This window comes from Myxococcales bacterium, assembly GCA_016716835.1.
Classification (GTDB): Bacteria; Myxococcota_A; Polyangia; order Haliangiales; family Haliangiaceae; genus JADJUW01.
On record JADJUW010000002.1, the window covers coordinates 86,620 to 112,360 of the forward strand.

Annotated in this window: 19 protein-coding genes; 6 read left to right on the forward strand and 13 right to left on the reverse strand. The window is 62.8% G+C overall.

Annotated elements, in window-relative coordinates; translation table 11 throughout:
* The first annotated feature begins 51 nt into the window (after positions 1-51).
* Entirely contained in the window at positions 52-2,172 is a 2,121-nt protein-coding gene (locus IPL79_15255; protein MBK9072337.1) for an ABC-F family ATP-binding cassette domain-containing protein, read from the forward strand.
* 23 nt (positions 2,173-2,195) lie between these two features.
* A complete protein-coding gene (locus tag IPL79_15260) occupies positions 2,196-2,738 on the forward strand; it encodes a YaeQ family protein (protein MBK9072338.1) in 543 nt (180 codons plus the stop codon).
* Positions 2,739-2,764: 26 nt separating this feature from the next.
* Here IPL79_15260 and IPL79_15265 read toward each other — a convergent pair whose 3' ends face one another.
* Positions 2,765-3,043 (reverse strand): hypothetical protein, encoded by a 279-nt coding sequence (locus IPL79_15265; protein MBK9072339.1) that lies wholly within the window; start codon positions 3,041-3,043, stop codon positions 2,765-2,767.
* Between the two features lie 465 nt (positions 3,044-3,508).
* Positions 3,509-4,021 (reverse strand): hypothetical protein, encoded by a 513-nt coding sequence (locus IPL79_15270; protein ID MBK9072340.1) that lies wholly within the window; start codon positions 4,019-4,021, stop codon positions 3,509-3,511.
* A gap of 206 nt (positions 4,022-4,227) precedes the next feature.
* Between IPL79_15270 and IPL79_15275 the strand changes: the two genes are divergently transcribed.
* Positions 4,228-5,232 carry a serine/threonine protein kinase gene (locus IPL79_15275; GenBank protein MBK9072341.1) on the forward strand — a complete coding sequence of 335 codons (1,005 nt, stop codon included), beginning with the start codon at positions 4,228-4,230 and terminating at the stop codon, positions 5,230-5,232.
* A gap of 3 nt (positions 5,233-5,235) precedes the next feature.
* Here the strand turns inward: IPL79_15275 and IPL79_15280 are convergent, their stop codons facing one another.
* Both IPL79_15280 and IPL79_15285 read right to left on the reverse strand, forming a co-directional pair.
* A complete protein-coding gene (locus IPL79_15280; protein ID MBK9072342.1) occupies positions 5,236-6,063 on the reverse strand; it encodes a symmetrical bis(5'-nucleosyl)-tetraphosphatase in 828 nt (275 codons plus the stop codon).
* A 25-nt stretch (positions 6,064-6,088) separates the two neighbouring features.
* The gene (locus IPL79_15285; GenBank protein MBK9072343.1) at positions 6,089-6,745 is read right to left on the reverse strand and encodes a hypothetical protein; all 657 of its coding nucleotides are present in this window, start codon (positions 6,743-6,745) and stop codon (positions 6,089-6,091) included.
* Positions 6,746-6,849: 104 nt separating this feature from the next.
* Here IPL79_15285 and IPL79_15290 point away from each other — a divergent pair, with 104 nt between their 5' ends.
* Together IPL79_15290 and IPL79_15295 are read left to right on the forward strand one after the other, a co-directional pair.
* A complete protein-coding gene (locus tag IPL79_15290; GenBank protein MBK9072344.1) occupies positions 6,850-9,033 on the forward strand; it encodes a YgiQ family radical SAM protein in 2,184 nt (727 codons plus the stop codon).
* A gap of 39 nt (positions 9,034-9,072) precedes the next feature.
* Positions 9,073-9,516, forward strand: a complete 444-nt coding sequence (locus IPL79_15295; protein MBK9072345.1) for a hypothetical protein — start codon at positions 9,073-9,075, stop codon at positions 9,514-9,516.
* A 1,247-nt stretch (positions 9,517-10,763) separates the two neighbouring features.
* On the opposite strand, the gene ahpF is transcribed toward IPL79_15295, so the two are convergent.
* The 3 genes from ahpF to IPL79_15310 all read right to left on the reverse strand — a co-directional run bounded on the left by ahpF (position 10,764) and on the right by IPL79_15310 (position 14,184).
* Positions 10,764-12,314 carry an alkyl hydroperoxide reductase subunit F gene (gene ahpF / locus IPL79_15300; GenBank protein MBK9072346.1) on the reverse strand — a complete coding sequence of 517 codons (1,551 nt, stop codon included), beginning with the start codon at positions 12,312-12,314 and terminating at the stop codon, positions 10,764-10,766.
* A 186-nt stretch (positions 12,315-12,500) separates the two neighbouring features.
* Positions 12,501-13,064: a peroxiredoxin gene (gene ahpC / locus IPL79_15305; GenBank protein ID MBK9072347.1), complete on the reverse strand. Its 564-nt coding sequence runs from the start codon at positions 13,062-13,064 to the stop codon at positions 12,501-12,503.
* A gap of 211 nt (positions 13,065-13,275) precedes the next feature.
* On the reverse strand, positions 13,276-14,184 hold the full coding sequence (locus IPL79_15310; protein MBK9072348.1) for a LysR family transcriptional regulator: 909 nt from the start codon (positions 14,182-14,184) through the stop codon (positions 13,276-13,278).
* Position 14,185: 1 nt separating this feature from the next.
* Between IPL79_15310 and IPL79_15315 the strand changes: the two genes are divergently transcribed.
* Positions 14,186-15,157, forward strand: coding sequence for a DUF1853 family protein (locus IPL79_15315; GenBank protein ID MBK9072349.1), 972 nt, complete (start codon positions 14,186-14,188; stop codon positions 15,155-15,157).
* A gap of 160 nt (positions 15,158-15,317) precedes the next feature.
* Here the strand turns inward: IPL79_15315 and IPL79_15320 are convergent, their stop codons facing one another.
* The 6 genes from IPL79_15320 to IPL79_15345 form a co-directional block, all read right to left on the reverse strand.
* Positions 15,318-17,219, reverse strand: a complete 1,902-nt coding sequence (locus IPL79_15320; protein MBK9072350.1) for a hypothetical protein — start codon at positions 17,217-17,219, stop codon at positions 15,318-15,320.
* A 152-nt stretch (positions 17,220-17,371) separates the two neighbouring features.
* Complete coding sequence (locus tag IPL79_15325) at positions 17,372-17,773, reverse strand: fasciclin domain-containing protein (GenBank protein MBK9072351.1); 402 nt, start codon at positions 17,771-17,773, stop codon at positions 17,372-17,374.
* A 921-nt stretch (positions 17,774-18,694) separates the two neighbouring features.
* Positions 18,695-19,645 (reverse strand): helix-turn-helix domain-containing protein, encoded by a 951-nt coding sequence (locus tag IPL79_15330; protein ID MBK9072352.1) that lies wholly within the window; start codon positions 19,643-19,645, stop codon positions 18,695-18,697.
* A 9-nt stretch (positions 19,646-19,654) separates the two neighbouring features.
* The gene (sufS, locus tag IPL79_15335; protein MBK9072353.1) at positions 19,655-21,343 is read right to left on the reverse strand and encodes a SufS family cysteine desulfurase; all 1,689 of its coding nucleotides are present in this window, start codon (positions 21,341-21,343) and stop codon (positions 19,655-19,657) included.
* 49 nt (positions 21,344-21,392) lie between these two features.
* Positions 21,393-22,298: a hypothetical protein gene (locus tag IPL79_15340; protein ID MBK9072354.1), complete on the reverse strand. Its 906-nt coding sequence runs from the start codon at positions 22,296-22,298 to the stop codon at positions 21,393-21,395.
* 114 nt (positions 22,299-22,412) lie between these two features.
* On the reverse strand, positions 22,413-25,718 hold the full coding sequence (locus IPL79_15345; protein MBK9072355.1) for a hypothetical protein: 3,306 nt from the start codon (positions 25,716-25,718) through the stop codon (positions 22,413-22,415).
* Positions 25,719-25,741: the final 23 nt, after the last annotated feature.

A 25,741-nucleotide genomic window follows, 5' to 3' on the forward strand; every position in this document is an offset into this window, starting at 1 on the left:
GGTAAGCGCCGGGTAGCATTTTGCCGCCGCTTCCACTAGGGTGGCGCGGCCGTGAGCTTGCTAGTCCTTGAGAACGCGTCGCTGCTGTTTGGCGACCGGATTATTTTTGATGAGGTGACGCTGCGCCTCATCGCCGGCGACCGCATCGGACTCATTGGGCCCAACGGCTCGGGCAAGACCACCATGCTCAAGGTGATCGCCGGGACGCAGGAGCTCGACGAGGGCAAGGTGACGCGCCTCAAGGGTGTCCGCGTCGGTTGGCTGCCGCAAGACATCGCGGTCGAAGGTGGCAAGACGCTGCTGCAGTTTGTCGTGGAGGGCGTCCCCGGGCGCAGCGAGCTGCACGACGCCTTGGCAGCGGTCGAGACGCAACTCGAGGCTATCGTCAACGGAGACGATGTCGAGGCGATCACGGATGCGTCGATACGAATTTCGGATTTGCATGAACAGCTCGATCACTTCGAACGCGACTATGGCGAGCATCAGGCCTACGCCATTATTACCGGCCTTGGCTTTCGCCCCGGCGATGAGCATCGCGATCTAAAAGAATTTTCCGGCGGCTGGAAGATGCGCGCCGTGCTCGCGGGCCTGCTCTTTCAGCGCCCCGAGGTGCTGCTGCTCGACGAACCGACCAACCATCTCGACATGCCATCGGTGGCGTGGTTTGCAGAATTTTTGCAGCGCTATCGCGGCGCGTTTATCTTGATCAGCCACGATCGGGAGTTCTTAAACGAGCAGATCAACAAGGTGGTGAGCTTCGAGCCCGAGGGCGTGCGCATCTACCCCGGCAATCACGACGCCTATCGCAAGCAGCGGCAAGAAGAGATGATCGTCCTCGGCAACCGCGCCAAGAACATCGCGCGTGAACGCGAGCGACTTGAACGCTTTGTCGACCGCTTTCGCGCCAAGGCGAGCAAGGCCGCGGCCGCGCAGAGCAAGATGAAGCTGCTCGAGAAACTAGAAACCATCGACGCGCCGCAGTCGCATGCCGTAATGAAATTTTCGTTTGCCCCCACCGCGCGCACGGTCAACGACGTCATTCGCATCACTGACGTCCGCAAGGCCTACGGCGACCACGTGGTGTTTCCGTCGCTTAATCTCACCGTGCGGCGCGGCGAAAAAATCGGCATGATCGGCGTCAACGGCGCCGGCAAGACCACGCTGCTGCGCATGCTGGCGGGTGAAATCCCCAAGGACAGCGGCACGATTACCATCGGCCAGGGCGTCACCGTTGGCTACTACGCACAGCATCACGCCGATACGCTCGACCTGACCGCGACGGTGGTCGAGGTAGCGCAGCGGGCAAATCCCGAGGCGCCGCAGAGCCGGGTGCGCGCGGTGCTGGGCGCATTTATGTTTTCGGGCGACACCGTAGATAAGCAGGTGCGCGTGCTCTCGGGTGGTGAACGCGCGCGCTTGGCGCTCGCCCGCCTGCTGATAAACCCGGGCTCGCTCTTGCTCATGGACGAACCGACGAATCACTTGGACCTCGATTCGGCTGAAAGCCTGGCGCAGTCGCTGCAAACCTTTGACGGGACGCTGCTATTTGTTAGCCACAACCGCAGCCTGATTCGCTCGCTCGCCACCAAGATCTGGAACGTTGAGAACCAGACCGTCGAGAACTATCCAGGCACGCTCGATGAGTATCTGTTTTCGTTGGCCGAGCGTCGGCGCATGGGCGAGACGCAGGCACAGGGCGCGGCGTTGCAAGCCAAGGCAGAAATCAAGCTCGGACCGACCGGGCAGGAGCGCGGCAAGATTCGGCGAGTGACAAAGGGAACTGATGGCGAGGCGGTGGTGAGCCAAGTTGCGCGAACAGCCGACGTCGCCTCGCCTGAGCGGGCGCCTGATCGGCCAGTTGACCGCGCCGCCGACAAAGAGCGCAAACGCCGCGAGGCCGAGGAGCGCAATCGCCGCAGCAAGCACGTAGGACCGCTTCAAAAACAGGTGGAAGCCCTTGAAGAGACAATTGCCGCGCATGAGATGCAGCTGGCCGTCCTTACCAAACGCCTCGAAGACCCCGCTGTTTATGGGGACGCCGCGGCTAATCAAGCCGCCGTCGCGCAATATGCGCAGGTCAAGGCGCTGCTCGACGCGGACACGGCGGCATGGGAAGAGGCTTCCGTGCGCCTAGAAGCCGCCAAGCAGGCCCTTCAAGACGCCGCGTCGTAGACGCCTTCTGTTATCGTACTGCCATGGCGCTGCCGGCAACGATTAGACGCTTTGCGATAAACCTCGCCGATAGCGATCGCGGCGTGTATGAGGCGCTTGATTTGCGCGTGGCGCAGCATCCATCAGAGAGCGAGCGATTTTTGGTGACGAGGGTGCTAGCGCGCGCGCTGGAGCACGGCGAGGGCGTCGAGTTTGGTAAGGGCCTATCGTCTGAAGACGAACCGGCGCTGGCACAACGCAACCTGCGTGGCGAGTTGCAGGCGTGGATCGAAGTTGGCTCGCCCTCGGCCGAGCGAATTCATCGCGCCAGCAAGGCGTGCGGGCGCGTGGTTATCTACGCTTGGCGTGCGGCGCCGCTGGCTGAGGCCTATCGCGAGGCCAAGGTGCATCGGCTTGAGCACCTAACGCTAATCGCGCTGCAGGCCGAAACGCTTGACGCGCTCGCGACCACGCTCGATCGCAACAACGATTGGGAGGTGGCGGTCAACGCGGGCATTGTTTACGTTGGCGTCGGCGGCCGCACGTTTGAATTGCCACTTGTGGCGGTAGGCCTAAGCGCTACGTAGGTTCATGGCAGCGCGGCTCGGCGCCGTTAGCCACGTATTTCGCGCGCTGCCTGTACGACACCCTTGCCGAGAATGCCGGTGAGCCAACCCCCGAGGAAGGTCACCACACCGGTGCCTACGGCGAACAGTGCGAGCGCGGGCTCGGAGGACGCAAACGCTTCGCCGACGACTGCGAGGGTTATGCTAGCCATCTTTAGGGACAAGCCGCCAAATAGGGCGGTGATGGCGCCGCCCACCGCGACGGCTCCAATGCTGTATTGCGACTTGTTTGACCACTTTTTTCGGGGCGCCACAGCTTTCGACACGCTCGGCTTAGCGAACGCCGTGGCTGCGCCGGCGCGCAATTTCGTACGACGATTGCGTTGCCATTGTTGTGAGCGAGCCTTTGCGGCGCCGGTTGTTACCGGCGTAACTCGTTGCGCTAGCGCCGTGCGCGGATTGGCGTGAGCGGTCTGGATGGGTACGGCGGAGGTTGCGCTCAAGGCGACCAGGAGGACGGCAGCGGCGGGGCGGGGAAGCAGAGTTGGCTTGTTCATGCGCAGGTAGATAAGCAACGTACATGCCAGACTTGGCCGAAGTGAAATCGCGCGGATACACAGCGGCGGCAGGCGCTTGACAACAGATTTGCCGTTTTCGCAAGCGGCTAAGGGGTCAGCAGGTGCCATAGCTAGGAAGCCGAGACCCGCTAGCAGCGCGCGAGATACGGCGACCTAGAATGCGGTCGGCTCGTTGCCGTCGGCCCTTCGTCGCCACTTCATCGCTTCGTCGCTTTAGCGAAGCGCATCGCGTGTCAGATCGATCGTTGCCTTACCCATCGCGCCCGTCATAAGAGCCGAGAAAAATGCATATGCTGCGGTCACCACGAAGGCTGCGGCGAAGATGACAGGCTCGTTTGACGTAAAGGCCTCCGTAATGGCCCAGCCAGCGACGTACGCCGAGGCGGCGGTCAACGCGCCCGACAAGGCGGTAATGACGGCGCCCAGCGCGGGTTTAGCTAAGCGGACGAGCGACACCTTCGCCGTGCGGCGTTTGACCTGCGCGGCAAGGGCAGCTGGCTTGGCGGTACCCACAGCGGTCGCGCCCGCGCGCAGTTTGGTTCGGCTATTGGAAGGCAGGTCGCCTGCGCGCGCTTTGCCACCACTAGCAATCGAGGGTGCAATCCGTTGCGTCAAATTGCTACCCCGGTGAGCGTGGGCGGCCTCGATTGGGACCGTGGCGGACGTGACCACGGCAGCCAGCAGCAAGGTGGCCGCGGTGCGAGGGCGAAGGCTGGATGTGCTCATGCGTAGCGATATAAGCAAAGTACGTGCCGGACCTGAGACTTATCGATAGGGCGGAACTCAGGGCCGCGGCTAGCCCTTGCTGGGGTCTACAGGTGTCAGGTCGAGAAGCGGCGCTCTTGCATGCGTACATCTGGCCCCTAGGTACGGTCCGAGTGCGCCATGCAAGCGTTGCGCGCCTTAGGCAAACCGCCGATACTTAATTAGTCATGAGCCAGGCGGGGATGTTGCTAGATGGCAAGTATGAGCTTGTCTCGCTCGCGGGCGAGGGCGGGATGGCCACCGTTTGGCGCGCCATCGTGCGCGGGGCGGCGGGGTTTACGAGGCCCGTTGCCATCAAGAAAATGCGCGAGGAATTTCGCGCGATGAAAAATTACATTGCGATGTTTGTCGAGGAGGCGCGCGTCGGCGCCGAGATGGCGCATCCCAACATCGTCCAAGTCTACGATTTTTGCATCGACGACAACGGCTCGTATTATCTTGTGCTCGAATGGGTAGATGGCGTCGATTTTGGCACCATCGTGCAGCAGGCGGCGGCGCGCGGCACCCCGCTGGAATGGCAGGTGCTTGCCTTGGTCGCCATAGGCACGCTGCGCGGCCTCGGCGCGGCGCACGAGCGAATTGGCGCCGACGGCCAGCCCTCGCCTGTGATCCACCGCGACGTCTCGCCGCACAATATCTTGGTGAGTCGCCACGGCGTCGCCAAGCTCGGTGATTTCGGGCTCGCCCGGGCGCGCGATCGCGTGATGAGCCTCACCGCGCCCGGCACCGTCAAGGGCAAGCTGCACTACCTCTCGCCTGAGGTCACCATGGGCAAGCCGGTGTCACCGCAATCCGACGTCTTCGCGATGGGCGTATTGATGTGGGAAACGCTGGCGGGCAAAAAGCTGTTTACCGGCCGAGCCGATATCGATGTCTTCAAGGCGATTCGCAAGTGCGAGATTCCCGATCTCGCGGCGATCCGCCCCGATGTGCCGGCGGCTCTTTGCCAAATCGTTCATAAGGCGCTCGAGCGCGAACTTGAGCTGCGCTATGCGTCGGCGCGCGCGATGGAATCGGCGTTAGCCGACGTGCTGCGGCGCAATTTGCCGGGCGACGTGCAGGCGCAGTTGGCCAGCCTTGTCTTGCAAGCCATGGGCGTCAACGCGCCAGGCGGCGCCGGCGCGGTCGATGACGCCGATACGCAAAGCTGGACGTTTAACCTCGACGCGTGATCGTCAGTCACAGGCGGCGACGGAAAACTGTACGTCGTCTTCGAGCCGCACCGCCGTGAGTCGCTTACCCCAGACGCAACCGGTGTCGAGGCTAAGGTGGTGTTGCGACGATGTTACGCCGAGCGCGGCCCAATGGCCAAACACCACGCGCGGCAAGGCCGCTGGCGTCGCAGCCTGCCGCCACTCAGCGCGAGCTACCGAAAACCACGGCTCGTTGCCGTCCGGCATGTCAGCCGGCTCGCCGTCGAAATCGCCGTCGGGTTCACCAGAATCGCGAGCGACCGTGCGCACGCGCGTGAAATAGAGCAGCAGCGAATGCAGGCGCGCATCGCCGGTGAGTGTGTCTTGCCACGGTCGGCCCTTGCCAACCAGCCTCGCGCAGTCCGCCCGCCACGTTGGCGCGGCGAGCAGCGCGGCAAGCTCGTCGGCGTGGGCGACGGCGTCAGCGACCGTCCACGTCGGTGCAAGGCCGGCATGCACGAGCACGTGGGGGCGACGTGCGATGGGCTGCGCGACGAGCCAGGGTTGCTGACGCAACCAATCAAAGAGCATGGCCGCGTCGTCGGCGGCGAGTAACGCGTCGAGCGTGTCTCGTTTTTTTTCTTTGGCGTGGCCGGCGAAACGCAAGAGCGCATGGACGTCGTGATTGCCGAGCACCGTGGTGAGGCGGTGGCGATGCGCGTAGGCCCAACGCAAGACCTCAAGCGAGGTTGGGCCGCGATTGACCAAATCGCCAGTGAGCCACAGACGGTCGCGCTCCCACGAAAAACCCGCGCGCGAGGGCGCGCAGGAACGCCTGCAGCGAGGCCATGCAGCCTTGAATATCGCCAATGGCGTACGTGGCCATGGTCGTACGTTACGCGCCAGGCGTATAACTGACGAGTGTCAGATCGACCGTGTTGGTCGTGCCGTGGTGTTCGTAGTGGTAGCCCACCAGGCCTCGGCCCGTCTCAAGAATATAGGTCATGTTATCGGGGCCGCTGCGAAAGGTGATGCGATAACGATGCTTGTTGGCGCCGTCCTTGGCGACAACCCAGCAATACAAGACGCCATCGCTCCAGGCACCGTCGTCGGGGCACACCGAGTCGCTGTCAAAGAGCGGCACGCGAAACCAACGTTCGGCGCCGTCGAGGGTTGGTTCATCCTTGCTCACGGTGCCGCCGGCAAAAAGATAAAATTCGCCTGCGCGCAAGATCATGGTTTGCGACGGCGTTGCGGCCCCGCTTTGGCCGTCGATGTCGGTGGGCCATCCACTTACGACGTAGCCAATCACGCCGGTGCCGTATCGCTCCTCGATGACCTTGGTCGTCCAATCAAACGATTTTGATTCGACGCGTTGGGATTCGGTGTTGTATGCAGTGACCGTGGCTCGGTACTTCCAGGTTGCGCCTTTGGCCAGCGGTAATGGATCTTCACCGCGCGGCTGGCTCTTTTGAAATAACCCGCAACTGAGCCCCGAAAAAAATACGAGTGCCGTCACGACGACGACGAGGTTGCGCGACGACGCGTTCATTTCGCGCTCGACGTTACCCCATTTATGGTCGCGGAACGTACTATTATTGTTGGGTTTTGTAATTCCTGGTAGGTCGGACGGGCAAGTCATGCTAACGGTGCGCCGTGGCGCTCGCCCCCGGCAAGCCGTTGTTCTCCTATCGCCCCTTTTGGGCGAAGCGGTTTGGACCTGCGCCTTTTTTGCCCACCAGCCGCGTCGAGATGGACGAGCTGGGTTGGGGCGAATGCGACATCATCATCGTCACCGGCGACGCCTACGTCGACCACCCCTCTTTTGGCATGGCAATTATCGGCCGCGTGCTAGAGGCGCAAGGGTTTCGCGTCGGGATTATCAGCCAGCCAGACTGGCGCAGCGCCGAGCCCTTTGCGGCGTTGGGCCGCCCGGCGCTGTTTTTTGGCGTCACCGGCGGCAACATGGACTCCATGGTCAACCGTTATACAAGCGACCGCAAGCGCCGCTCGGATGACGCGTACACGCCGGCTGGGGAGGGCGGGCGTCGGCCAGATCGCTCGGTCTTGGTCTACTCCCAGCGCTGCCGCGAAGCCTTTGCCGACGTGCCGATTGTCATCGGCGGCATCGAGGCGAGTCTGCGGCGCATCGCCCACTATGACTATTGGTCAGACCGCGTGCGGGCGTCGCTGCTGGTCGATGCCCAGGCCGATTTGCTCGTGTTCGGCAACGGCGAGCGTGCGATCGTCGAGGTGGCGCACCGGCTGGCGCGGCGCGAGCCGATCGCGAGCATTCGCGACGTTCGTGGCACGGCGTTTCTAACTACCGCGGCGCGCGACGGCTTTACGGTCATTGACTCGACGACGGTGGATGGCGTGGTGCCGACGTTGCCGGCGACGCCACCTAACCCATACCTCGATACGACGACGATGGCAGAGGCGGCGTGCGCAACCGGTGCCAACGCCCCGGCCGCGGCATCAGCGCCTGCCGCCTCGCCCTTGGTTCAATTGAAGCCACGCCGACAAGACCCCGCGACCACCGCGATTCGTCTTCCGGCCTTCGAAGACGTGGTGCGCGATCCGCTGCGCTATGCCCATGCCTCGCGCATCTTGCACCTGGAGGCAAATCCTGGCAATGCGCGCGCCTTGGTGCAACGACATGGCAAAGTCGATGTGTGGCTCAATCCGCCACCGATACCGCTCACCACGCCGGAGATGGACGCGATCTACGAGCTGCCGTATCAACGCATTCCACATCCAAGCTACGACGGCAAGATTCCCGCCTACGAGATGATCAAGCACTCGGTGACGATCATGCGCGGCTGTTTTGGTGGCTGCAGCTTTTGTTCAATCACCGAGCATGAGGGCAGAATCATCCAGAATCGCTCGGAGACGTCGATCCTGCGCGAAATCGAGCAGGTGCGCGACACGGCGCCGGGCTTCACCGGCATCATCTCCGACATCGGCGGACCGACCGCAAATATGTGGCGGCTGGCGTGCAAGAGCCGCGACATCGAGGCGTCGTGCCGCAAGCCATCGTGCGTCTATCCCGATATCTGCGACAACTTGCAAACCGACCATTCGGCGCTCATCTCGCTCTACCGCAAGGCGCGCGCGTTGCCGGGCATCAAGAAGATCTTGATCGCCTCAGGCGTGCGCTATGATCTGGCGGTGCGCTCGCCGGCGTGGATCGAGGAGCTCGCGGCGCATCATACCGGTGGCTATCTAAAGATTGCGCCAGAGCACACCGAGGCTGGCCCGCTGCGCCACATGATGAAGCCCGGCATAGGGGCGTTTGACAAATTCAAGGCCATCTTTGACAAGGCCACCAAGGCCGTCGGCAAAGAGCAATATCTCATCCCGTATTTCATCGCGGCGCATCCCGGGACGACCGATCTTGACATGCTCAATTTAGCGCTTTGGCTCAAGCGCAATGGCTTTCGCGCCGATCAGGTGCAGGCCTTTTTGCCGGGGCCGATGGCCACCGCGAGCACGATGTATCACACCGGCTATAACTCGCTTAAGTCGCTAAAGGCCGCCGAACGCGTCGAGGTGGTCAAAGACCCCGAGCAGCGTCGGCTGCACAAGGCGTTTTTGCGCTACCACGACGCCAACAATTGGCCGCTGCTGCGCCAGGCGCTTACGCGCTTGGGGCGGGCCGAGCTCATCGGCAACAGCAAGCATCACCTAATCCCGACCTATCAGCCCCTGGGCACCGGCGACGCCGCGGAAGGGCGGCGCGGCCCAACTAACGCCGCGCGCGGTGGCAAAGGGCAGGGCCCACGGCGCGGCGCGATGTTGACGCAACATACCGGCCTGCCGCCGCGGCGAAGCTCCTAGCCATAGCCTCACGCGCTGCAAACAAGGTATAGTTGCGCCGTGTTCGCGATCTACACCGGTTGCCTGATTCAGATCATTCCGATGCCACCGCTGGTGTTGCCCTCGTTGGTAGCGCCGCAATCGCTTACCGGCAAGGCAACCAAGACGCAGGTTGGATCGGTGCCGGCGTGCCTCGAAGGCGACGAGCTGCCGCTAACCGTGAAGATGCCATGCACCGTGCCGTACATGTTTGGGCCCTTCGTTGGCGGCATGGGCCACATCGAGCTGATGGGGCCGAAACTGCCGTCAGACTTCTACACAAAAGCGACGAGCAGCAACAAGAAGATGTTGCGCGTTGGTGGTGGCGGCAGTGGCATGTGCCCACTCATGTTTTGCGTCGACGTGCCAGCGATGAATCCGGCGGGCGTGCCCGATCCCATGATGAAAAAACCAATCAACGCGCAATACTTGCCACCCCCGCTCATGGTGCAGGCGCCGGCTTGACCGGCCGCCACACGAGCCGCACAAATGAGGGCACCTGAGGTCAACGAACCCCAATGACTGCTGCGACGGCGTGCCTCGCGGGCGGTAGGGCCGCCATGGCTCGCTGAGCCAGCCCCCTCGTTCAACTTTCTCCTGGCACTGAAATTGCTTTAGTTAGGCAGCCAATGCCTCGACGTCTTTCGCTCTGGGTCGCCACCGCCCTGGTTTGGGTGAGCCTGCTTGGCTTCTTGCTGGGCGGGCTGCCACTGGCTGGCGGCTGGTCGGGCCTGCACGCGCGCGACGCCGCCGCGGCGGCCGTGCGCAAGGACAAGCAGCCGGGCCTGATGGCGGTCAAGCGCCAGGCCACGCGCGCGGCAAAATCGAGAAACTTCGATACGCGGCGAGACGATGCGCTGTCCGATTCGGCGCCTCCACGCCTCGCGCGGACAAAGCCAAAGCTCAATGCACCGAAAAAATCAACACGGTTTTCGCGGGCGGTGCATAAGGTTGGCGTGGCTGTTGATCGCACGGCACAGCGGCTGGAACGCGTTGGCGCCGCGTCGCGCTACAAGTCCGTGCAAACTTTCACGCGCCGCTTCGCGCGCGCGCTGAGCCTGTTTTTTGGCGAACAGACGCTGGTCACTTCGTCACTTCGTTTTGGCATGGGTCTAGGAAAATCGCTGCCTGGACCGCTCGAGGTGCTTGGTGGGGTGGGGGCGGCGTTCAATCTTTGGAGCGGCTCCGTGCAATATTATGAGAGCCACGTGCCCGTCCGCGGCAAGACCAAGCATCTCAACGCCGGAATTGGCCTAAGCACGGTGGTCTACGGCGTGGCCTACGATAGCCGGCGCGAGGTGACCCAATCATTGGGCATCTCGTTGTTTAGCGGCACGATAAGCCCGCGGCGGTTTGCGCTGAGCAGCGGCATTCCGCTGTTGTTTGGCATCGCCTTGGGTGAGGACAGCGGGCTCAATGGCCGGGACTATAATCGCGGTCCATTTTTTCGCGTGACCTCGCGCATCCTGCCGCTCGTCAATATGAGCATCGAGCTATACTATCGACCGCTAGGGGCGCTGACAGCCAAGCTGCGGCCATATGCGATCAAAGCGCGCGATTTCAACTTGCGCGCCGCGCAGTGGGCGAAGGCAAAGCTAGCATGGCTAATCCCGGCGTGGCGTGCGCCAGCCGACAGCGACAAGGTCGACGTACCCGCGAAGGCGGCCAACGGCGCGCGGGCGACGACCAAGGTAAACTCGCGGCTTACGTCGCTAGGCGCGCATGTTGTCTTCAAACGCGGCGAGCGCGGCAGTGCTGCCCTTGCCCATGGCGATCACGATCTGCTTAAACGGCTCGGTCGTCACGTCGCCCGCGGCGTAGATGCCCGGCACATTGGTGCGGCCCTTGCCGTCAACGACAATCTCGCCAAAGCGGTTGGTTTCCACCAGATCCTTGATAAAGCCGCTGTTGGGTAACAGGCCAATCTGCACGAAGACGCCGTCGAGCGCGACGTCGTGAAGCGTTTCACTCGGGCGATCTTGATAGCGCAGGCCGGTGACCTTGTCGCCGTCGCCGAGCACCTCGGTGGTCTTGGCGTTGGTGATGACGGTGACATTGCGGCGCGCAGTGAGGTTTTTGACCAGCACGGCATCGGCCTTGAGGGCGTCGGAAAATTCGACGAGCGTGACGTGCGAACAAATATTGGCGAGGTCGATGGCAGCCTCGACGCCGGAATTGCCACCTCCAATAACCGCGACCGCACGGCCCTTGTAAAACGGGCCATCGCAATGCGGGCAAAACGCGACGCCGCGGCCGAGGTATTGCTTTTCCCCCGGCACGTTTAGCTCGCGCCACTTGGCGCCGGTGGCAATGATCAGCGAGGGCGCGGTGACGACCTCGCCGCCCTGCAAATGAAGTTCTTTTTCCGCGCCGTTGATGATCTTGTCGACGCGGCGGTGTTCGAGCACGTCGATGGGATAGGCCTTGAGATGCCCGGCGAGGTCGGCCGCAAGCTTGGGACCTTCGGTGTAAGGCGTGCCGATGAGATTTTCGATGCCAAGCGTGTCTTGCAGCTGGCCGCCCATGCGCTCGGCTACGATGGCGGTGCGCAAGCCCTTGCGCGCGGTGTAGATGGCAGCAGAGGCACCGGCAGGGCCGCCGCCAATGACGACCACGTCGTAGGCCTTGACCGCGACCGCACCGCCCGTTGCGGCTTGCGGCGCGCTGCCGAGCATATTCTCCAGCGCCGCGACCAGCTCGGCGAGCGAGGTCTTGCCGACCGAGAGCAGCTTGTCGCCGGCAAACACCGATGGCACGGCCTGCACGCCGAGCGCGTTTACCTCGGCCTCGGCGAGCGCGCCGTCGATTATCTCGTGGGATAGGCCGGGGTTGAGCAATGCGACGACATTGAGCGCCTGCACCACGTCGGGGCAGTTGGTGCACGACAGCGACATATATGTGCGCAGCGTTGCGGGACCTGAAATAGCCGCGATGCGCCGCGCAAAGCCCTCGTCGGGCATCTTGCCCTGACCGTCGGCGTTTAAGATCGCGAGCACCAGCGAGGTAAACTCGTGGCCGCCCGGCACCGCGCGAAACGCAATGCCCGTGGGCTTACCGTCTTTCACCAGCTCAAGCCGCACGCCCTCGACCTTGTCGCCAACAACTGCCGCCGTAATCTTCTCCGACGTCGACGCAATGGCGGTCGCCATGTCGACCAGCTCCGCCTGGTTGTCATGGTCACTGGGCCTTACCCGCAGCTCAATCGCCGCCTTAAGCGACCCAAACGCCCCGCGCAGTTGTTCAAGAATGTCTTGGTCAAGCATAAAGGTCCCCCTACGCAGGTCACTGGCGACCTGAAGTTCTTGTTTCTAAAAGGTGTCGTCAAGCGATGACGGAATCGCCGAGGTCAAGGAAGCCAGGCGAGAGGTCGAGGAGTTACCTCCTGGTAATGACGAGACCGAACGCTGCAGCTGACGCCGAGATCGGTGATTCCGTCGAGCGCCCGCGCGTTAGATTTTGCCGACCAGATCAAGACCCGGCTTGAGGGTCTTCGCCCCTGGCGTCCACTTGGCTGGACAGACTTCGTTTGGATGCGCGGCGACGAATTGCGCGGCCTGCACCTTGCGCAGCAGCTCATCAGAGTTGCGGCCGATGCCGTTGTCGTGGATTTCGGCGATCTTGATGGTGCCCTCTGGGTTGGCGACAAAGGTGCCACGATAGGCCAGGCCGGCCTCTTCGATGTGCACGCCAAAGAAGCGCGACAGCGTGCCCGTCGGATCGGCGAGCATAGGGTAGTTGATTTTCTTGATCGTCTCCGACGCGTCGTGCCACGCCTTGTGTACGAAGTGCGTGTCGGTGCTAACCGAGTAAACTTCGACGCCCATTTCCTTAAACTGTTTGTACTTGTCGGCGAGGTCGCCAAGCTCGGTCGGGCAAACAAAGGTGAAGTCGGCAGGGTAGAAGAAGAAGATCGACCATTTGCCAAGCACGTCTTTTTGCGTGACGGTCTTGAATTCGCCGTTGTGATACGCCTGGACTTTGAACTCTGGGATTTTGCTGTTGATGATGCTCATGTTGGTCTCCTAGTGGGTTTCATGCCGCACGGGGCGGCGGGGTAACGCGGGCGAACCATAGCAAGTCTTGGGTTCGTTGCCCGTCTCTCATACACCAATCTAGCGGTGGTTTTGTTATAGGTAAAATACATCATTTGTATCGCAGTGATAGTCATTGGCTATCAAGCGTTGAAACGCCCATCACATCTTAGAACTAGCCGAAACTATTGGCTCAGGCCGGGTATTGCTCGCGCATCGCGGCCGCCACCGCGGCAAGCGCCGCGCCCATGGGCGCCTGCTTGCGCCAGGCCAGCCCAATGACGCGATGGGGTGACGGCGCCGCCAACGCACGAATTACGAGCTTGCTGCGCTTGGCTTCAGTGGCGAGCGCCAGCTTAGGCAGCAGCGTCATGCCGGCGCCGGCGGCAACCATCTGCACCAACGTGCCAATGCTCGTGGCGCGAAATTCGAGTTCGTTGGCGCGGCCGCGTTGGCACACCGCGAGGGTTTGATCGCGCAGGCAGTGGCCCTCGTCTAGGAGCAGCACGTGCTCGCCACTGAGCTCCTTGATCGGCATTGGACTGGCAAGGGAGGCCAGCTCATGCGACGGCGGCATCGCGACGACAAAGTCGTCCTTGGCGATTACCTCGCTATGCAGGTGCGCGGTGGTGTCGTCGATGGCCAAGATCGCCGCATCGAGGTCGCCCGCAGCGAGCTGGCGCAGCAAGACCTCGGTCTTGTCCTCGACCCACAGCAAGGTGAGCTTAGGAAAGCGTCTGCGTAGGGCAGGCGAAATGGAGGGAAGCAGATACGGCGCAATGGTCGGGATCACGCCGAGCCGCAGCGAGCCTTGCAACGGATCGCCCAGCGTCTGCGCCGCGTTAAGCAAGTCTTCGACATCGAGCAAGAGCTTGCTTGCGCGGCGGAGCAGCGCATTGCCGGCGTGCGTTAACATGACGTGTTTGGTGTCGCGCTCGAGCAGGCGGGTACCCAGCGCCTCTTCGAGCTGGGCGAGCTGGGCACTCAGCGAGGGCTGCGAGACGTGACACTGTGCGGCGGCCTTGCGGAAGGATAGCGCCCCGGCAACCGCGACGAAATATTGCAGCTGACGCAGCGAAATGGGCAGGGCGGCGAGTTTCACGGTGAGTGGCGCAGACTATGACATGGGCGAGGCCTATTGTCGGCGGGTGGAGGTCGATGTCGTCGCCGATTTGCGCTGGCTGTTGCTTTCGCCGCCGCTGCTCGGCGGCGACGACGAGTATCCTTGCGACAACGTCGTGTTCACGGCGGCCGAGCGCATGGAGCTCGAGGCTTGGCTGGAGGCGCTGGCTCAAGCGCCGCAGCCGCTGATCGACTTTTTGGCAAGCGCGCGGCCAAATCGCGAGGTGCCGATGCGGCTTGGGCGCTACGCCGAGCGGCTGCTTGCCTATTATTTAAACGCAGGCCCAATCCACCGCCTCGTCGCCGCCAATCTCCCGATCATGGCACCTCCCAACCGCGACGGCGGCATCGCCACGGATCACACCACCCTCGGGGAGATCGACTTCTTACTGACCGGGCCGGGCGGGCAGCGGTTGCACTGGGAGTTGGCGCTCAAGTATTTCGTGGCGCGAGATGTCGAGGCACCTGGCATCGACGACTATATCGGCCCCGACAGCTCGGAATCGTTTCGGCGCAAAGTCGAGAAACTGGTTCGCCACCAAGTGCGGCAGGCGCCACCGCCGCCCTACGATGATCGCGCGTGGGCTTCTCAATTATTCGTGCGCGGTCAAATGTTCTATCGCCTTGGACGGCAGGTGACGGCGTGCTCGGTATTGGCGCAAGCCCACGGGCGTGGGTTTTGGGTGCCGTTTGCGGCTTTGCCCGAGCTACAGGCGCGACCCCGCGCGCATGGCTTTGTCATCTTGCCCCGCGCGCAATGGATGGCGCCGCGCACCCACCAAATCGCGATGAACGTGGCGCAAATCGCCGCCGAGGTTAGCCGGTTGTGGCAGGTCGCCGAAGCGGCGCGACCTCAAACGCCGCGTGCCGGCCTTATGATCGCGGAGGTAGCGCCTCGCGCGGACGGTCAGGGCCATGACGAGGTCGCCCGCGGCTTCGTCATGCCCGACTAACCCAAAACGCACAATCTAAGATCCAATATGACGGAGAACAGAACGCAGTGGGTGGCGGAGATTGCGGTGCACGCCTGCAGCGATGCCGAGGCGCAGCCGTCTGGCTGTAACGAGGCTCGCGAAGCCGTACACCGCAAGATCCCCACCCACTGCGTTCTGTTTAGTTTTCGGCGAGCACGATCACACGGTCGCCAGGCGCAAAGGTCACCGCCGCGCGCTTGTCGGGATTAATGACGATGCCATACCCCTTCTTGGCGTCAAACTGGTTGGCGATGATGCGGTACCCAATCGCGGTCTCGCCCCGCGCAAAGGCGCTTTCGGCGAGTGTGTAAAACGACATCGGGTGGCCCGGATAAACGTAGTCGGTGACCGGCTTGAGATAAATCTCCGACCCTTCGGACTCAAAGAGGGTGTCGAACACGCGCATTAGGTGCTTGTTTTCGCTGACCTGGCTCATGAGCAGGCTCACCAACTTGTCGCTGACGATGAAGTCGTCGGCCTGCGTAGTCTCGGCGAGCTCGCGATTGCGCACATCGAGCACCTCGCTGACGATGTTGAGGTGCTTGCCCGAGATTTGCGAGATGTTGCGCAAGTGGAGCAGCGTGATCAGGGTTTGCGTATCCGCGTCCTCGTCGTTCATGGCGCCGCGATAGCACATGAGCAAGATGTGGTCATACGAGGTGTAGGCGAGCGCATCGAGCACGCTGCGCGCCGTGGTGTCGGCGTGGCGATAGCCTACCTTTAGGTTTTTAAGCGAGGCCGAGGCCTCGGTCACTTGCTTGGCCACGTCGATCGAACTCACGATGTCGATGCGCGAACCGGCCAGCACATAATTGTCCATCTCGCGAATCACGAGGCGGGCGCGATCGTTCCAGCCGAGCAGCAGCGTGTTCTCGGTGCGCTGCTGCGGCGGGTTGCCGCGGGCAAATAAATTAGGCTGCACCTCGTGCGGCTGCGGTGGCGGACCAAAGGCGATGGCGCTGTCGTCCTCCGCGATCACGACCAGTTGATCGCGCGCGTCAAGTACCTGATGCGGTGGGGGATTTACCATGACCTTGCCCGCACCGTCCATAATCGCCAGCACCGCGCATTGTTGATAGCAAAGCGCCGCCTCGCGATAGGTGCGGCCGGCAAACGCGCCCGCGGGCGTGAAGTACATCTCCATGCCATCAAAATCCAGCAACTCTTGGTAGACCGCCGAGAGGCCAGATTGGCGACATGTTTGCACCACCACCTTTGCGATCAGCTCATCGCTGCTAATCAATTCGAGTTCATTGCCGCCCACCATCTTGGTGACCTCGAGATTTTTGCTGGCTTTGATTTCGGCCGTGATGTGGTAAGGGGCGCGCTTGCGCTCGGCGTTATTGGTTAGCGCCAGAATGGTCTTGAGGGTTTGGGCGTCGGGGTTGGCGCTCTCCTCGGGCGTGAGGATGACGATCGACTTAGCCTCATTGGGGCTGCCCGCGGCCAGATTGGCCGGCACCGCCGGATTGCCGCTGCGACAAATGATCTTGGTGTTCTTCCACGCCGGCACCTTTTCGCGCAGCTCGTCCTCCATGGCCACCTTGTCGCGGTCGGCGAGGACGACGATGCGCGGCCGGGTTGCGCTTTCATTGGCAATGATCAGCTCGCTGATAATGGTCGAGACCTTGCTCGACCACCCCAGGATGAGGGTGTGGTCCTCCTCGATAACGATCGATCTACCTTTGCGGAGTTCGTCGAGCTTGGTCTCCAGGCCGCTCGAAATAATACCAATTAGGGTCGACACGATAAAAACCCCGGCGATCGTGACGGCCAGCATGACGACGCGAAAGGCCCACCCCGTGTCGCCGCCCATGGTGCCGGCATCGAGCGTGCGCATCAGGCTCTGCCAGGCGTTTTCAATAAACGACGCGTCGCCGCCGCCGTCTTGGATAATGCCGAAGACCGACAGAATGACGGCCGCGAACAGCAAGATGACGATGGTCACCGCGGCCAACCACGCGATCATTGCGATCGCGCCCTTGGACATCGAGTTGTCAAATGCGTAGCGAAGCTTTGCCCGTACCCCGTGTTCCGCCATAATGCCGCGTGCTCCTTGGGCGGCAGTATGCCAAGCCCGGCGCCCAGCCGCAGCCCGGCATCCGGTAATTAACCGCTACGGCCGCGGAAAACATGGCCTTACATCGCAGCTATCGTCAGATCGCGGCGCCGCGCGCCGCATTGGTGGCTGCCTTACATTTTTGGCATCAGGACGGTGTCGATGACGTGGATCGTGCCGTTGCTGGCGGCGATGTCCGTCTTGACAACCGTCGCGCCGCCGACCTTAACGCCGGCGGTGGTGTCGATCGCGAGGGCCGCGCCGTTCACAGTGGCGAGTTCTTTGGCGGCGGTGACATCGGTCGCCAGCTTGCTGCCGCCAAGCACGTGGTAGGTGAGGACCGCCTTGAGTTTGGCTTTGTCGGCGAGCAGCGCATCGAGGTCAGCCTTGGCGATCTTGGCGAACGCCTCGTCGGTAGGGGCAAAGACGGTGAACGGGCCGGCGCCATTGAGCGTCTCGACTAGGCCCGCGGCTTCAACGGCGGCGATCAGCGTGTTGAAGTTGCCGGCTGCCTTGGCGGTGTCGATGATGTTCATAGCGACAGGCGCTGGGGTTGGGGCAACTTCGGCAGGCTTGGCTTCAACCGGCGCTGGCGCTGGGGTCGGCGCTGGGGCTGGCGTTGCGGCTTCTTCTTTTTTGCAGCCAACAATTGCGACGAGGGAGAGGGATAGGACGATTGACGATAATTTCTTCATAGATATTTGTTCCTTCTGGCCCGGTTAACGCGGCAGGTGAGCCTTGGTTACGCCAAACGCGCGATGGACACGTCGCGATGTTTCTTTTTTCGCCGGCGATTACGCGGATGACGACAAAGTTTTACGATTGGTTAAATGGCAGCCGCCATTTAATTCCACGACGCTCCGCGCTGCCTGGCCAGCAATGAATTTGCATCTGAAACACACCAAAATGCACTTTAGAAGCAGCGAGTTGCGCTTAAAGCGGCGTCCAGAATGCAAATTGGGCGCTGAAGAGTCTGCATGTGGTTGAAAATACTTTTAACGCGGTATGGCACGCGTTCTGCAATGACTCTAGGCACACAACAAAAACAAAAAAGGAAAAAAATGAGAAAGCTAAATTCAATAATGCTTCGTGCCCGCGTCGCCGACGCTGACCGCCAGAATCCCGCAGGGGCCAAGGCTTTTGTCTCCTACGGAGACGGCAACTAGCCGCAATTTCCGCAACGACGTTGCGCGGATGGGAGTGACTCGTTTCCTCCACCGAGACAGCGCCGTATCGGTCCATTTGCAGCCTAGTCTTGCCCCAGCCAGCTCTAAGCGACACGTTCTTCCTCCTCCTCCTCCTCCTCCTCCCACGGGTCGTGTGAGCTTGCTAGCGTCCAACTAGGTTTCTTATCCACTGACGGCGCGTCTCGCGTAAGCGAGCGCTCTCGAGCTGCCTCCTAAATGAGTTGTTGGCCTCTATGCCACGGCTCGTCAGGGTTGCAGCTTTTTTCGTTGCTACGTCGCCTTGGCGTAGTTCATGACGAGATATAGCCAGCAGTCGTCTTTGCCGGGGTTTTCGTAGGCGTGAACCACGTCGGCGGCAAATTCGATGGCATCGCCCTTGGCGAGTTCGAAGCGTTGCGCGCCAACGGTTAGCTCGAGCCGGCCGGCGGCAACCACCAGGTTTTCGCGGGTGCCCGGTTGGTGCGCTTGCGCATCCTCACGGCTGTGGGGCGCGATATACAATTCATAGAATTCAGCGCCCAAGGGGCCGCTAGGCGTGCCGAGGGCGCGCGACGAAAAGCGACCATCGCCGCCGACGATTCGTTTGGCGCCGCTGGCGCGAAGCAGGTTGATGGTGCCAGGCGCCGACGTCGCAAGGAGATTTGAAAATGGCACGTCGAAGGCGCGCGCGAGGCGCCAGATAAGGCTGACGCTTGGCGAGGTCTTGCCGAGTTCGAGCTGCCCCAGCAAGTTGCGCGAAAGGCCTGTTAGGCGCGCCAGCGTGTCGAGCGTCAGGCCGCGCGCGCCGCGCAGATCGCGCAGATTGCGGCCGACGATGGTGTCGAGTTCGATTTCCGGCATGGCGCAGCCCGCAAGCTCGGCCGCGGGTGGAGGCTCGTCGGGTGCTTCGCTCGCATCCTCTGCCTCGGGTGCGCGTTCGATCGGCATCGCTGCGCTCGCCCACGCCAACATGCCGCCGTCGAGGCTATAAACGTCGCGGAGCCCCAGCGATTCGGCAAGCCCGGCCGCGGTTTGGCTGCGTACGCCGCGCGCGCAAATAAACAGCGCCCGATCGCCGCGCAGGCCCGCCCTGGTCGCGACCCGCAGCTCATCCAGCGGCAGGCTGCGAGCGCCCGGCACATGACCCGCGGCCCAATCGCGCCCATCGCGCACGTCCACCACATCAAGCCCACCTCCCGCGATGAGCTCCTGCGCCTGCTCCGGCGTCAAACTAACGGCCATCCGCTAATTCTAGCGCGAGTGGGCTTGGATTTTCAGCAAGGCCTCGACCAACGCGTCGATATCTTCGCGCGTGTTGTAAGGTGCGAGCGACGCCCTCACCGTGGCCTCGACGCCAAAGCGGCGCAAAATGGGCTGCGCACAGTGGTGGCCCGAGCGCACCGCGATGCCCTCTTTGTCGAGCATGCCGCCCACCTCCGTGGTGTTTTGGCCAGCTAAGACAAACGACAGCACGCCTGCCTTTTCGTGCGCCGTGCCGATCATCGTAAGGCCAGGCACGTGCTCGAGGCGCTCGGTCGCATAATGTAGGAGGCCGTGTTCGTAAGCGGTGACGCGTTCGAGGCCGACATTGGTCAGCCAGTCAAGCGCGGCGCCCAGGCCCACCGCGTCGGCGATGTTGCCGGTGCCGGCCTCAAACCGCGCAGGCGGTTTGTGATAGGTCGTGTTCTCAAAAGTGACGTCCGAGATCATGTTGCCGCCGCCTTGCCACGGCGGCATGCTCTCGAGGATTTCGCGCTTGCCGTACACCGCGCCAATGCCGGTAGGCCCAAATACTTTGTGCCCCGAGAACACGAAGAAGTCTGCGTCCAGCGCCTGCACGTCGACGCGCATGTGCGACACCGCCTGCGCGCCGTCGAGCATAACCTTGACGCCATGGCCGTGGGCGATTTGAATCATCGCGGCGGCTGGCGTCACGGTGCCGAGCGCGTTGGAGACCTGCGTCATCGCAACGAGCTTGGTCTTGTCGTTAAAAAGCTTGGCGTACTCGTCGAGGATGATCTGCCCGCTGTCGTCGACAGGCGCGACGCGCAACTTGGCGCCCGTCGCCTTGCACAGCATTTGCCACGGCACGATGTTGGCGTGGTGTTCGAGCCAGGTGATGATGATCTCGTCGCCGGGCTCGACAAACTTGCCGCCCCAGCTTTGCGCGATGAGATTGATGCCCTCGGTGGTGCCGCGCAGGAAGATGATGTTGTCTGTCGAGGGCGCGTTGATAAAGCGACGCACCGATTCGCGCGCATTCTCATACGCTTCCGTCGCGCGCGCGGCCAGCGTATGCGCGGCGCGGTGGATATTGGAGTTTTCGTGCGCGTAAAAATACGACAGGCGGTCGATGACGGCCTGTGGCTTTTGCGTGGTCGCGGCGTTGTCGAGCCACACCAGGCGCTTGCCGTGAACTCGCTCTTGCAGGATTGGGAACTCGTGGCGAATCATCAGCGGATCAAGCGGCTGATCATCGCGGAGGGCTTTGGCGGCGCCGTCGTCGCCCGCGGGTTTCACAGCAACGAGCGAGGTGAAATCGCTCGGCAACGCTAGCGGCGCGTAAAGATGATCAAACGTCGGGGCCGCCGCAAACGGCGAAACGTCGGTGGTTGGCGCGGTGGTCGCTGTCACCAAGGGCAGCGACGTAGGCGCGTCCATGGTGGGATAGGCAGGGGCGCTAGCGACAGGCGTCGCTGGCGATGGGGTTGCTGGCGATGGGGTTGCTGGCGATGGGGTTGCTGGCGTTGGCGATGCCATCGGGACCGCATTCATTGGCGTCGAGACTGGCGTTGCAACCGGCGTCGCCACAGGTGTCACGCCCGGCGTCACGCCCGGCGCGCCAAACATTTCATTGGCGAGCTGCGACATCATCATCGCCATCGACGCAGGCTCGCCGTCGGGGACGGTCGGGGCCGTCGGCACGTCGGCCGCCGCCATGGAGAGGCCAGGCGTTGCCGTCGTGCCGGTTGGGCTGATACCGCCAGGATCACGCATATTTGTGGTAGTGGTCGATGGTCACGCCCTCGAGCACGCCGAGCGCGTCGTGGGTGAGCGCCGCCACCGAGCAATACAGCGAGATGAGGTATTGCGCGCCGCCGCTTTGGCTGATGCCCATGGGCCGCACCGAAAGGCTCGGGCTGACTTCGCCGGGGACGCCGGGCTGAAACAGGCCAACCACGCCGCGCTTGCGCTCGCCGACGCGCATGAGCAGAATATCGGTCTTGTTACCCTTGATCGGCATCTTGTCGGACGGCACCAGCGGCAGGCCGCGCCAGGTGAGAAACGACGCGCCAAATAGGTTCACCGTTGGAGGTGGCACGCCGCGGCGCGTGCATTCACGACCGACCGAGGCAATTGCCTTGGGATGCGCGACGAAAAATGCCGGCTCTTTCCACACCGTGGCGATGAGCTCGTCGAGGTCGTCGGGCGTCGGCGGGCCAACCCGCGGCTTGATGCGCATGTCGGGGTCGACATTGTTGAGCAGGCCATAGCTGCGATTGTTGAGCAGCTCGCTCTCTTGTTTTTCCTTGAGCTTCTCGACCGTGAGCGCGAGTTGCTCTTTGACTTGGTCCATCGGGCTGCGAAACAGATCCGAAATGCGCGTGTCGACTTCGATGGTGGTGGCGATCGAGCTGAGCACGTATTCGCGCGGTTGCGTCTCGTAGTCAGACAGGCCAACCGGCAACGGCTCGCCGGGCTCGGGGCTGCACTTGGCGGCGAGCTCGTCGTCGAGCGCTTGGTTGAGGCGATAGACGCCGGCTTCCACGGGCGTCCACGGAATCATCTGCGTGATCCAGCGCGGCGTGGTGCCGCGCCAAATCGGCGGCGTCTTGGTGGTGTTAGAGAGTTGGCGGGCGGCTTTTTCGCCAATGGTGCGTTTTGGATCGGCCATGGTTGGTTGCTTTCTGGCGCGACCCTAATGGAGGTCTCTGACACAGACAAGCGCCTGCGCCAACGACTACGGCGCGGCGTAAGCCGCGGCCGCCATTCCATTGTTAATAAACTATTACAACGACAGCGATCGCACGCGGCGCCGACGCGCGGCGAGGCCAATCCCTACGACCAGCAGCGCCGGCAAGGTTGCCCCCGCACCACCGCCTGGCCCCGCCTGACAGCCACCGCCGCGCACGAAGGCGTTGTCGCGGAAGCCGTCGTTGTCGTCGTCCTCGTCGCAGGCATCGCCAAAGCCGTCGCCGTCGAGGTCGCGCTGGTCGGCGTCGGCGTCGAAGCGGCAGATGTCGGTGCCGTCGGCGACCCCGTCGTTGTCACTATCGACGTCCTGGAAGTCGGGGGTGCCGTCGTCATCGGTGTCGGTCGGCGTAAAGCCAGGCGTGCCGCTGTCGGGCGCGGTCTCGACGTCGTCGCACAGGCCGTTGTCGCCAACGCCCGACGGGCAGTCGATGACGCCATCGCCGTTGCCGTCGGGTTGGCCATGGCCCGCCTCGTCGGCATCGGTCAGGCCGTCGTTATCGCTGTCGGGGTCAAGGCTGTCTGGCGTGCCGTCGGCATCGGTGTCAACGTCGCCGTCGCCCTCATCGGCGTCGGGAATGCCGTCGTTGTCGTCGTCCAGATCGATATCATCAGGGATGCCATCGCCGTCGTTGTCGCCCGCCTCGGGCACCGCGATACCATGGCCATCGAAACCATCGATCGGATCGACGACGCCGTCGTTATCGACGTCGCCACCGTCGCATTGATCGTCGGCGGGCGTCGTATCGACGCAGCCCGAAATGTCCGTGTCCGGATTTCCGTCGTCGTCACTGTCGGGGTCGCGAAAATCGGGGAGGCCGGTGCCATCGGCGTTGGGCGGCACGGTCGGCGTTGGGTCGCCAAACGCGGGGTCGCCATCGAGGCTATCTACCAAGCCGTCGCCATCCGTATCAGGGCCGTCGCATACGCCATTTTCCCCGGCATCGGTGCAGCCCGACGCTAGCTCAACGATGTCGAGCAGGCCGTCTTGGTCGCTGTCGAGGTCGCGATAGTCGGGCACGGCATCGCCGTCGCTATTAGTTGGTGCGCCAAGCGTGGCGTCGTCGGCGAGGCCATCATCATTGGCATCGGGGCCGTCGCAAAGCTCGTCGGCCGGCGCGGTGTCGACACAGGCGCTGCCGCCTTCGAGGCGATCGGAACCGCCATCATTGTCGCTATCGAGATCGCGATAGTCGAGGTGGGTATCGCCATCGGTGTCGGGCGGCGTTTGGTTGGTCGCCGCGTCGGCCAGGCCATCGCTGTTGGCATCCGGGCCGTCGCACATGGCGTCGAGCGGGCTGGCGTCGGCGCAACCGCTGGCGCCTTCAATGACATCGGGGATGCCATCGTTATCGCTGTCGAGGTCGCGAAAATCCGCGAGGCCGTCGCCGTCGGTGTCGAAGGTGCCTTCCGTCGCATCGGCGAGGCCGTCGCCATCGGCATCGAGGTCTTGGTAGTCGAGCAGGCCATCGCCGTCGGTGTCTGGCAGCGTGGCGGCGGCATCGTCGGCGAGGCCGTCGCCATCGGCATCGGCGCCGTCGCAGCGGCCCAGCGGCACGGCCACGTCGGCACAGCCGGCGTCGCCTTCCAGCAGGTCGGTCAGGCCGTCGCCATCGCTATCGAGCTCGCGCACGTCGGGCACGCTGTTGCCATTGGTATCGACGTCGCCCTCCTGGGCATCGCGCAGGCCATCGCCGTCGGCATCGCGGTCGAGAAAATCCGGGAGGGCGTCATCGTCGGTGGCGCGCGTTGCGTCAGGGCCGCTGCCGTTGCCGTCGTAGTCGACGACGCCAGAATCGGCAGAGGTTTCGTTCGCGTTGCATAAGCCATTGGCGCCAAAGTTGCCGGCGCAATCGATGATGCCGTCGGCTGGTCCAACGTCGACAATGCCGCCGTTGCCCTCCCAGGTGTCAAAGAGCAAGTCGTTGTCGCTGTCGAGGTCGATATGATTTGGTGAGCCCTCGCCATCGCGGTTGAAGTCGAGGCCGGGCGCGTCGCAGATGTCGTCGACGTTCACATCGACGCAGATCTGGGCGGCGCCATCGCCGCGATCGTCGCGATCGAGAAAGTTCGCGACGTCGTCGCCGTCGTTATCGCCGTCGGGGTCGAGGCCAAGCAGATTCTCCGCGGTATCGACGATGCCATCGTTGTCGTCGTCAAGATCCGAGGGGTTGGGGGTGCCATCGCCGTCGCTGTCGGGCGCATACACCACGGTGAGCACGGCGTCGTCGCAATCTGGGATCACTGGGTTGTCGTCGCAGGCCAAGTAGTTTACGCGATAGATGCCCGCGATGCTGGCATTGTTGGGGGTTACGATAATGTCGCCGCCAACCACGCTAGCCGTTGCGCCAACAGGATTCGACGTGATGGCGATGCTGATATTGTTGAGGGCATCGTCGACGTCGGAAAATGAGTTCGCGATGGCGGTGGTGACCGACGCCGTGCCAATGGTGACGACCGAGCGCGCGTTGCTAAGGCTGGTTACATTGCAGCTCGAGGGGCCATAGGGCGCGAGATTGGTGTAACGGACCTGGTCTTGCGACAACAAATAGAAGGCGGCCTCGCCGGCGGGAAATACGTCGCCGGTGAACTCGCCGGGAAAATCGGTGGGCTCCAGATCGAGCTCGAGCTGATCGTCGATCCACAGCAGCAGGCGCCCCGGCCGGTATTCGATGCGCGCGGTGTAGGTGGTGTTGTCCGCCCAGCCGGTGGTGCCAAATCGGCGGCCAGTGGTGAGCTGACGCGAATAGGTCGTCGGATTTAGCTGCACCCGCTGTTGGATGTCGTGCGACACCGAGCTGCCATTGTTAGGCGCGCCGCGCACGTGGGCGACCCGCAAGCCGGCGGGTTGGCCAGATTGCGCGGCTTGCTTCCAATCGATCACGATCCAGTCCGCCGAAGCATTCGACGAATCGCCCGCGTTAAAGCCGAGGGCGAAGCCCATGAGGTCATCGTCGTTGGTGGTTTGCACGTTCATTTCCGTGAGATACGTGCCGCGCTGGCCATCGTCGCCAAAGCGCGCGATGGTGGGCTTGTTGGTATTGACGGTCTGTACGCCAGTTGCGGGCGGGGTCAGCGTCCATGCAGCGTTGCCACCGGGAAAGTCTTCAATGGTGAGGTCGTCGAACGAAAAGGCGCGGGCGCATGAAAACTCGGCCTCGAGGTCACAGCTTGGCGAACAACCGTCGCCGGCGATGGCGTTGTCGTCGTCACAATCCTCCGAGGGCGCAACCATGCCGTCGGGCACGCCGCCAAGACACGCCGCCTCGGCGTCACGTGCACCGACCGCGACCATCATGGTTACTAGAACAATCAATGTCGCGACTTGCGCTAACTTCGTCATATGTAAAGCGATCGTAGGGGCGC